This is a genomic window from Mesorhizobium sp. M4B.F.Ca.ET.214.01.1.1 (assembly GCF_004791545.1).
Taxonomy (GTDB): Bacteria; Pseudomonadota; Alphaproteobacteria; order Rhizobiales; family Rhizobiaceae; genus Mesorhizobium; species Mesorhizobium abyssinicae.
Window position 1 is genome coordinate 1 of record NZ_SRUX01000113.1, and the last position, 373, is coordinate 373.

A 373-nucleotide genomic window follows, 5' to 3' on the forward strand; every position below is an offset into this window, starting at 1 on the left:
CGGGCGTATACGTCGAAGGGACTAAGTGTGGCGGAAGTGGGCGTTCTCGTCGGCCTCTGCTCTTTCACCTTCCTCATCGGCACGATCATGCTGATCGGACTGGTGCTGCTTTACGAGCCTGACATCACTGAACGGTTCACGGGCATACTGCCGGTCGAAGCCTCGACCACGACAGGCGTCGTGCTGCTCTTTTTCGTCAGCCTTTATGTTCTCGGTAGCCTGCTCAGGCTGAAGCCTCTGAAGATCGGCTCCTTCGTGTTGCCATACCCGGCGCCGAAGCTTGTGGCGCAGCAACTGGTCATTGGCCCCATCGAGCTGATCGGCGCGGCGGGCATCATCTATTTCGCGCTGCCGGAAGCCGGCAATCCCGGCT

1 pseudogene is annotated in these 373 nt (G+C 60.1%); it reads left to right on the forward strand.

From position 1 onward, the window contains the following. A pseudogene (locus EN857_RS33525) lies at positions 1–373 on the forward strand (UPF0104 family protein); the annotation flags it as partial.